This window comes from Kitasatospora sp. NPDC004799 (assembly GCF_040609095.1).
In the GTDB taxonomy this organism is placed as follows: Bacteria; Actinomycetota; Actinomycetes; order Streptomycetales; family Streptomycetaceae; genus Kitasatospora.
The window spans coordinates 1-7,967 of sequence record NZ_JBEXJK010000378.1; the positions used below are offsets into that span (position 1 = coordinate 1).

Here is a 7,967-nt window from a genome sequence, read left to right on the forward strand (position 1 = left end):
GTGCGGGTGAAGCGGATCGTGCGGTCGTCGCCGCGCAGTTCGGCGGTGTGCGGGGCGAAGAGCGTCGCGTGCGGCAGGTTGGTCAGGAACTCGGCCACGCCGTCCGCCGCGAGGTCCGGGTCGATCTCGGGCCGCAGGCCCAGGGCGAGTTCGGCGTCGACGCGGTGCACGAGGGTCTCGAACAGCATCCGGCGCACCCAGAACCGGGCGTGCTGGTCGACGCCCCAGGCCCACATCGGGGCGTCGAGGTCGGTCTCCGCGAAGGCGGCGTCGGCCTCCGCGCCGGCCTCGGTGAGCCAGGCCGGGTAGTCCTCCGCCCGCTCGGGGAGCTTCAGGTCGACGTCGCGGCTGGTGGGCGGCTCCTGGCTGCGTCGGCGCAGCAGGACGGTGAACCAGCGGTGGACGCTGCCGGTGTGGCGGACGAGGTCGGCGAGGGTCCAGTCCGGACAGCTGGGGACGGGGGTGGCCGGGTCGGCCGACCGTACGGCGGTGGCGAACCTGGCGGTCTCGGCGGCCACGGCGGCGACGTGCTCGGGCGGGGTCATGGTCATGGGCGGTCGCTCCGGAGGGATCGGCGGGGCGGAGGGATCAGGGGATCGGCAGGGCCGGGGGGATCAGACGAGCGGCTTGTCGACCACGGCCTTGGCGTGGCTGAAGGTCTCGATCGAGTACTCGCCGTGGTAGCGGCCCATGCCGCTCTCGCCGACGCCGCCGAACGGCAGCTCGGGCATCGCCAGGTGCGAGACCGGCAGGCCGAAGCTGAGCGCGCCGGAGGAGGTCTCCTCGGCCAGCCGGCGCTTGGTCTCCGCGGACTCGGTGAAGGCGTACAGGGCGAGCGGCTTGTCGCGCTCGTTGATGAACGCGATCGCCGCGTCGAGGTCGGGGACGGTGAGGACGGGCAGGATCGGGCCGAAGATCTCGGTCCGCATCACCGGGGCGGTCGCCGGGACGTCGGCGAGGACGGTCGGGGCGAGGTAGCGCGCGGCGCGGTCGTGCTCGCCGCCGACGACCGTCCGTCCATCGTCGAGCAGCGCGGTGAGCCGGTCGAAGTGGCGCTCGTTGACGATCCGCCCGTACTCGCTGCTCGCGGCCGGGTCCTCGCCGAACAACTCGCGTACGGCGTCGGCCAGTTCCTTCTCCAGGCCGGCCGCGGTGTCGCCGACGGCGAGGACGTAGTCGGGGGCGACGCAGGTCTGTCCGGCGTTGAGGAACTTGCCGCGGGCGATCCGCCGGGCGGTGACGGCGAGGTCGGCGCCGGGGTCGACCACGACCGGGCTCTTGCCGCCCAGCTCCAGGGTGACCGGGGTCAGGTGCTTGGCGGCGGCCGTCATGACGATCCGGCCGACCGCGCCGTTGCCGGTGTAGAAGATGTGGTCGAAGCGCTGCTCCAGCAGGGCGGTGGTCTCCGGGACGGCGCCTTCGACGACCGCGACGGTCTCCTCGCCCAGGTAGCGGGGCAGCAGCTCGGCGATGGCCGTGGAGGTCGCCGGGGCGAGCTCGCTGGGCTTGACGAGGGCGGTGTTCCCGGCGGCCAGGGCGCCGACCAGCGGGGCCAGCGCGAGCTGGATCGGGTAGTTCCAGGGCGCGATGATCAGCACCACGCCCAGCGGGTCGCGGACCACCCGGGCCTCGGCGGGGCGGAAGACCTCCGGCACGGCGGCCGGCTCCGGGGCCAGCCACTGCGCCAGGTGGGTCACGGTGTGGTCGAGCTCGTTGAGCGTGAAGCCGATCTCGGTCCGGTACGCCTCGGTGGCGCTCTTGCCGAGGTCGGCGTGCAGGGCCTGCTGGAACACCTCGGCCTGCTCGGTGAGCAGGGTGCGCAGGGCGGCCAGCTTCTCCAGGCGCCAGGCGAGCGGCCTGGTCCGGCCGGTGGAGAACTCGGCCCGCAGGCGGGCGACCACAGAAGGGATGGCGTCGGTCATGAGGGTCTCGCGGTCTCGAGGTGGGGAGGGTGGTGCTCCGGGTGGAAATTTCACCATCTGAAGCAATAGCGAGCCTAGGGATGAAAGGTTGAGTTTGTCAATCATCTCCCGGCGGGGACGTCCGTCACCCGGCGAGTTGCAGGGGGTGGGGGCGCGGCCGACACTCGCAGGTGGGGTGGTCGTGTCGAGGGGGCCGGTCGCCCCGGCCGCCGCCGGGGGAGAGGGGAACGGTCATGGCGTACGAGCCCGAGAGCCCCTTCCGGTCGCCCATCGTGGGTGACCTCAACCTGGCCCCGCCCGGGCTCGCGCTCCGCGGCACGGGGGAGGCCGACGCGGAGCAGCAGGTGCCGATGCTGATCGAGCTGAACCTGCGCTACCCCGGCGGGCTGCAGGTGGTCCGCGACGAGTTCTACGCGCTCTGGGGGCACTACGCGGGGCGCTCCCACGGGTGGTGGCCCGAGGAGGTCAGCTCGGGGAGCCATGTGCAGCCCGAGGTGCCGCAGGGGCTGGCCCTGGTCGCGCCGAAGCTGTACCAGACCGTCCTCTCCCGCGCGGACCTCGGCGAGCTGGTGGCGGAGGACCGCGAGGCCGCCGTGCGGAGCGGGCGGCCGCCGATCATCTTCCGGGTGTGGCCGGACTACGCGCTGTATCCGCAGATCGACCGTTCGGCACCCACCGTGAAGGCCAACGCCGCCTGGCGGGCGTACGACGCGCGCGGCGGCGGGATCGTGTGGGCGGTGATCGACAGCGGCATCGACGCGACCCACCCGCACTTCGCCCAGCTGGAGCTCGCCGCCGAGGGGCGGGGCGAGGAACTGCCGCACGGGCGGACCAGCGGGCTGCACCGCGACTTCAGCTTCCTGGTGAACCCGAACGACCCCTCGGTGCAGCCGGCCGGCGGGGCGGCGGGCCAGGACCCGGCGGCGCCCCAGGGCCCCGGCCCGGCGTCGCCGCTGGTGGACGACAGCGGGCACGGCACGCACGTCGCCGGCATCATCGCGGGCTGCACCCCGGAGGGCATGACGCCCCGGGTGGCGACGCCGGACGAGCCCGGGGACAGCGGCTACGTCGCGCGGGCCGGCGCGGACCGGCTGTCCGGGATGGCGCCGGCCTGCGAACTGGTCAGCATCAAGGTCATGCGGCTCAGCCGCCAGGGGACCTTCGTCACCTCCTCCAGCGCGGTCATCCGCGCACTGACCTACCTGCGGACCGAGGTCAACGTGGACCCGGCGGTGCTGCGGGTGCACGGCGTCAACATGAGCCTCGGCTGCGAGTGGCAGCCCGACCAGTACGCCGCGGGCCAGTCGCCGCTCTGCCAGGCGGTGGGCCAGGTGGTCGCCTCCGGCGTGGTCGTGGTGGTCTCCACCGGCAACTTCGGCGCCAAGCGGGAGGCCACCACCTCGGCCGTCATGGGCTCGATCACCGAGCCGGCCCACGCCGAGGACTGCATCGCGGTCGGCTCCACCCACCGGGAGGCGCCGCACGCGTTCGGCGTCACCTGGACCTCGGGCAAGGGGCCGACGCTCGACGGGCGGATGAAGCCCGACGTCGTGGCGCCCGGCGAGTGGATCGCCTCGGCCGCCACCGGCAACGTCCGGGCCACCGCCGGGCTGACCCCGGCCGAGGGGGACCGGTCCCCGGAGAGCCTGCTGACGTACGCGGAGCAGTCGGGCACCTCGATGGCGGCGCCGCACGTCTCCGGGGTGATCGCGGCGTTCCTCTCCGCCCGCCCGGAGTTCATCGGCCGGCCGCGGCAGGTCAAGAGCCTGCTCACCGCCTCCGCCACCGACCTCGGCCGGGAGCGGTACGCGCAGGGGGCGGGCCTGGTGGACCTGATGCGGATGCTGGCGAACGTCTGACGAGCGGACGAATGGACGAATGGACGAGCGTACGAACCGGCGAACCGACGAACCGGTGAACCGTCACCCGAAAGGTCCAGTGCGATGAGGAGACTGCCGACCGGCGAGCCCGTCTGGGACCTCGTCTTCGACGAGAACGGGGTGCTGGCCTCGCCGGCGGCGGGTGGCTTCCTCGACGAGGTGGCGGCCGAGGGGGTGACGGACCTGTTCGTGTTCAGCCACGGCTGGGGCAACTCCGTGGACCAGGCCCGCGGACTCTACGGCGAGATGTTCCCGATGATCCGGGACGCCGGAAGCGGCGCGGCGAACCTCGGCACGGTGGGGTTCGCGGGCGTCTTCTGGCCCTCGCTCTGGTTCCCGCCCACGCCGGCGACCCCGCCGACGGCGGTCGCCGCGCCCCAGGCTGGGGGCGGCGCCGTGGCGGGCCCCGACGCCGGGACGGCGGCCGTCTCCGGGGCCGACATCGCGGAGTCGCTGGCCGAGGGCTTCGCCGACCCGGCGCAGCGGCAGGCGGTGACGGAGATCGGCCGGCTCATCGACGAGGCGGAGGCGGCCGTCGGTACGGGGGAGACCGACGCGGCCAAGGAGCAACGCCTGGTACGGATCCACGCGTTGCTCCAGTCCCTGGTGCCGCCGCCCGCGCCGCACGGCGAGTTCGAGGACTCGGGCGAGACCGCGCTGCTGCTGGACGCCGATCCGCGGACGGCGTACCAGGCCACCGCCGAGGCCTTCGGCAGCGCGCCGCCCGGCTCCTCCACGCAGGGCCTCGGCGACTGGTTCCACAACGCCGTCAACGGGGCGAAGGACGCGCTGCGGGTGCTCTCGTTCTCGGTCATGAAGGCCCGGGCCGGCGACATCGGCCGGGCCGGCCTCGGCCCGCTGCTCGCCGCCCTGCACGGCCGCGCGCCCGCCCTGCGGGTGCACCTGGTCGGCCACAGCTTCGGTGCCCGGCTGGTCTCCTTCGCCCTGGCCGGGGTCGGTGCGCCGGCCGACAGCCCGGTGGCCTCGCTGCTGCTGATCCAGGGCGCGTTCTCGCACTGGTCCTTCGCCCACGCCCAGGACAACCCCTTCGGCAGCGCGGGCGCGCTGAACGCCGTCGCGGACCGGGTGCACGGGCCGCTCGTCTCCACCCACACCGTCCACGACTGGGCGGTCGGCGTGTGGTACCCGAAGGCCTCCTTCCTCGCCCGCCAGGACTCCGAGGCCGAGGCCGCCGGGCGCTGGGGCGGCATGGGCGCGGACGGGTACCAGGCCGTCGCGCCGGCCGAGGACCGGCTGATGCCGGCGGCCGGCGGCGGCGACTACGGCTTCGTGCCCGGGACCTTCTACCGGGTGAACGCCGCGGCCGTCATCAACGACGTGGCGGGCCAGCCGTTCGCGGGCGCGCACTCCGACATCCGCAAGCCCCAGGTGGCCGCGCTCGCGGTCGCCGCCGCCGGGGCGCACGCGTAACGGCGGCGTCCTGCTCAGGCGGACCGGCGGCGCGGCCCCACCGGCCGGGCGAAGTGCTGCTGGAGGCGGGCGTGGCGGAACTGGTAGACCGCGCCCACCTTGCGCAGCACTCCGCGCCGATGGGCGTCCTCCAGGAAGGTCATCGCCGCCAGGGGCAGCCGCCCGGTCAGCGGCAGCCAGACGTGCGCGAGGACCGTCCACTGGCCCCAGGCCGTCAGGCTGAGGGCGGTCCCGAGCCCGGCCCCGAGCGCGGCGAGGATCCCGAACCTGAGCCCGGCCGCGAGGCCCCAGACGAGGTCGACGCCCCAGAGGGACCCGTCGAGGACCTCGTGGAGGGCCCAGCCGCTGATCCCGACCAGCAGCCCGAGCAGCGGCGCGAACATGAGCCACTGCTGGAACAGGGTCCGGCGGTTCATGCCCAGCAGGTCGCGGGGGTCGGGTGCCGACTCGATGGCGACGGGGGCTTCGAGCCAGGCCATCAGCGCGCCCGCGAGGCCGCCCGGGAAGCCGAACACGACCCCGTACAGCACCGCGTTCACCGGCCCGACCGTGAGCCATTCCGGGTTCCCCTCGAGGAAGGCCCTGGTGAACCCCGCCAGGAGGCCGATCCCGGCCCCGCCGGCCAGCCCTGCCGCGAGCGCGATTCCGGCCCGCGCGAGGATCCCGGGACCGGACCGTGCGGCCGCTCCTCCCGACCTGCCGCCGAGGCGCATCCGCACCCGGGACGGCTCCAGCGCCCCGCCCCGGAACACGAACCCGATCCCGTGCGCGAGTGCGAAGACCACGGCGGCGGGGACGCCGTTGATCAGGGCGTCCACCACCATGATGAGGAACCCGTCCGCGAGCCCGGTCACGACGGAGTGCGACGACCTGGTGTCGTTCCAGGCGGTGACGATCCCGTCGGCGGGCCCGATGAGGAGTCCGACGCACGCCCCGGCCGCGATCCCGGTCATGACCATGCGCGGCACCAGCCGGACGGCGGTGCCCAGTTCCCACCACGCGAGGTCGGGCGTGCCGCGCTGTTCGAGGTGCCGGGCGAGGAAGCGGAGCCAGCGGGACACCTGTTCGGGATCACGGCGCCGGCGCTCCCCGGGCCACCTGCGCGGCTCCTTCCGGCCGGATGTCGGCGGCGGCAGCGGACCGGCGGGGTAGGCCGACGGGACCAGTGAGTCCAGCAGGTGGCTCTCCACCGCCCCGGGGGTGGGGAAGCGGCTCCGGTCGGCGAGGTCCCCGGGGAACGCGTCCGGGGTCGGGCGCTCGTACGCGGTTCGGCACAGCCACAGCATGAGCGGAACCGTCAGGACCTCGGCCGCGGGGCAGGACGGGTCCGCGGTCAGTGCGTCCGTGAGCGGGCGCCAGCGGGGCTGGTGCTGGGGCGTGGCGCTGCCGAGCAGGTACCGTGAGGCCTCCTCGGCGGTCAGGGGCTCGGCCTGGACCACGGCGGCCTCGCGGAGGACGGACGTCTCACGGGCCGCTCTGACGAAGTCGCCGGTCCGGCAGGTCAGGACCAGCGGGTCGCCTTCCCTGAGCGCGGAGTTGAGCTCCGCCAGGGCTTCCGGCCGCTCGGCGGCGGGCAGCTCGTCCAGGCCGTCGAGCACGGGAAGGATGCGTCGGTCCTGTCGGAGGAGGCAGACGGTCTCCTGGTCCAGGTGGGGGTACTCGTGCAGCAACTGCCGGTCCAGCCAGGTGTACAGGTGCTCCACCCGCGGGCGCCAGGAGGCGATCGGCAGCAGGACCGGGACGGGATCGCTCTCCGCCATCCGCCACAGCAGCTCGATGACCAGGAGGACGGCCAGGCTGGTCTTGCCGCTGCCCGCGCCGCCCAGCACGACCAGCCTGCGCTGCGGCAGTTCCTTGAAGGCCTTGGCGAAGGAGGCCAGGCCGGCGGCGTCTCCGTCGCCGGGATCCCCTGCCAGACGGGTGTGGTCGCCGACCTCCCCTTCGTACTGGACGCGCCACCGGACGGGGATCAGGTCCGGTCCGTCCAGACCGCGCGCATGGGCCTCCTGCCGCCACTGCTCCAGCACCACCTTGCCCAGGGTCTGCGCGGCCGTCTCCAGCGGGCTGGGGAAGCGCAGCGAGAAGTAGTTGTTCTGGACGGCGTGGTCGCCGACCACCACGCCGGCCGGGCCGTTGATGACGAAGGTCAGCCCGTTGCCCGGCGCCTGCGCACCGGTCACGAGGAACCGAAGTGGTTGTCCTGGCGGCCGTGGTCGCCGAGCTGCACCGCGGTCGGCCCGTTGAAGGTGTTCCCGCTCAGCGTGGGCCCGGGCCGGCCCGGATCGGCGGCGCGCACCGCCTCGACGGCCTGCCGCAGTTCCCCGGCGAACGCGGTGTCCTGCGCGGCCGCGTCCCCGAGGGCGCGCTCCAGCTGCCGCCGGGTGTTGCGGGTCGGCTCCGGCAGGCCGTCGTCGGCCTCCTCGGTCAGCCATTCCAGCGCCGGTTCGGCGTCCAGGCGGGAGACCACTACCTCGTGCAGACGGTCCATCCCGGCATCCAGCGCCTGGTCGACCTCCGCGTCCATCCGGCCCGCCACGCGGCGGGCCTTGCGCACCGCCCACGCGAAGAGATAGCCGACCGCCAGCTCCACGCCCACCATGTTCCGCTCCCTCCGCAGGAAAGGTCTGTCGGTGCACCGACCCTAGTACTGCAACGGTGCTTAGCGTGATGAGGCTTCGGTTTTCGGGCTGTGGCCTCGTCGTTTGTAGTGGCTGTTCCGGGCTTGGTGCTGGCG

Annotated in this window: 6 protein-coding genes; 2 read left to right on the forward strand and 4 right to left on the reverse strand. The window is 74.0% G+C overall.

The annotated features are described in order from the left end of the window. Both ABZW03_RS32715 and ABZW03_RS32720 read right to left on the reverse strand, forming a co-directional pair. Positions 1 to 551 (reverse strand): maleylpyruvate isomerase family mycothiol-dependent enzyme (locus ABZW03_RS32715; protein ID WP_355266462.1); only part of this gene is annotated, 551 nt, incomplete at its 3' end. A 63-nt stretch (positions 552 to 614) separates the two neighbouring features. Continuing rightward, on the reverse strand, positions 615 to 1,922 hold the full coding sequence (locus ABZW03_RS32720; protein ID WP_355266465.1) for an aldehyde dehydrogenase family protein: 1,308 nt from the start codon (positions 1,920 to 1,922) through the stop codon (positions 615 to 617). A gap of 233 nt (positions 1,923 to 2,155) precedes the next feature. On the opposite strand from ABZW03_RS32720, the gene ABZW03_RS32725 reads away from it, so the two are divergent. Together ABZW03_RS32725 and ABZW03_RS32730 are read left to right on the forward strand one after the other, a co-directional pair. Further along, positions 2,156 to 3,781 carry a S8 family serine peptidase gene (locus ABZW03_RS32725; protein WP_355266468.1) on the forward strand — a complete coding sequence of 542 codons (1,626 nt, stop codon included), beginning with the start codon at positions 2,156 to 2,158 and terminating at the stop codon, positions 3,779 to 3,781. 84 nt (positions 3,782 to 3,865) lie between these two features. Continuing rightward, a complete protein-coding gene (locus ABZW03_RS32730) occupies positions 3,866 to 5,233 on the forward strand; it encodes a hypothetical protein (protein ID WP_355266470.1) in 1,368 nt (455 codons plus the stop codon). 14 nt (positions 5,234 to 5,247) lie between these two features. Here the strand turns inward: ABZW03_RS32730 and ABZW03_RS32735 are convergent, their stop codons facing one another. Together ABZW03_RS32735 and ABZW03_RS32740 are read right to left on the reverse strand one after the other, a co-directional pair. Beyond that, positions 5,248 to 7,413, reverse strand: coding sequence for an NACHT domain-containing protein (locus ABZW03_RS32735; RefSeq protein ID WP_355266473.1), 2,166 nt, complete (start codon positions 7,411 to 7,413; stop codon positions 5,248 to 5,250). Beyond that, entirely contained in the window at positions 7,410 to 7,832 is a 423-nt protein-coding gene (locus tag ABZW03_RS32740) for a hypothetical protein (RefSeq protein WP_355266475.1), read from the reverse strand. Before ABZW03_RS32740 ends, ABZW03_RS32735 begins: the two co-directional genes overlap by 4 nt. Between the last annotated feature and the right edge of the window lie 135 nt (positions 7,833 to 7,967).

Bases quoted from the DNA above. Each gene is read 5' to 3' on its own strand.
- ABZW03_RS32725 (WP_355266468.1), top strand. From the start codon at position 2,156: ATGGCGTACGAGCCCGAGAGCCCCTTCCGGTCGCCCATCGTGGGTGAC.
- ABZW03_RS32730 (WP_355266470.1), top strand. From the start codon at position 3,866: ATGAGGAGACTGCCGACCGGCGAGCCCGTCTGGGACCTCGTCTTCGAC.
- ABZW03_RS32740 (WP_355266475.1), bottom strand. From the start codon at position 7,832: ATGGTGGGCGTGGAGCTGGCGGTCGGCTATCTCTTCGCGTGGGCGGTG.
- ABZW03_RS32720 (WP_355266465.1), bottom strand. From the start codon at position 1,922: ATGACCGACGCCATCCCTTCTGTGGTCGCCCGCCTGCGGGCCGAGTTC.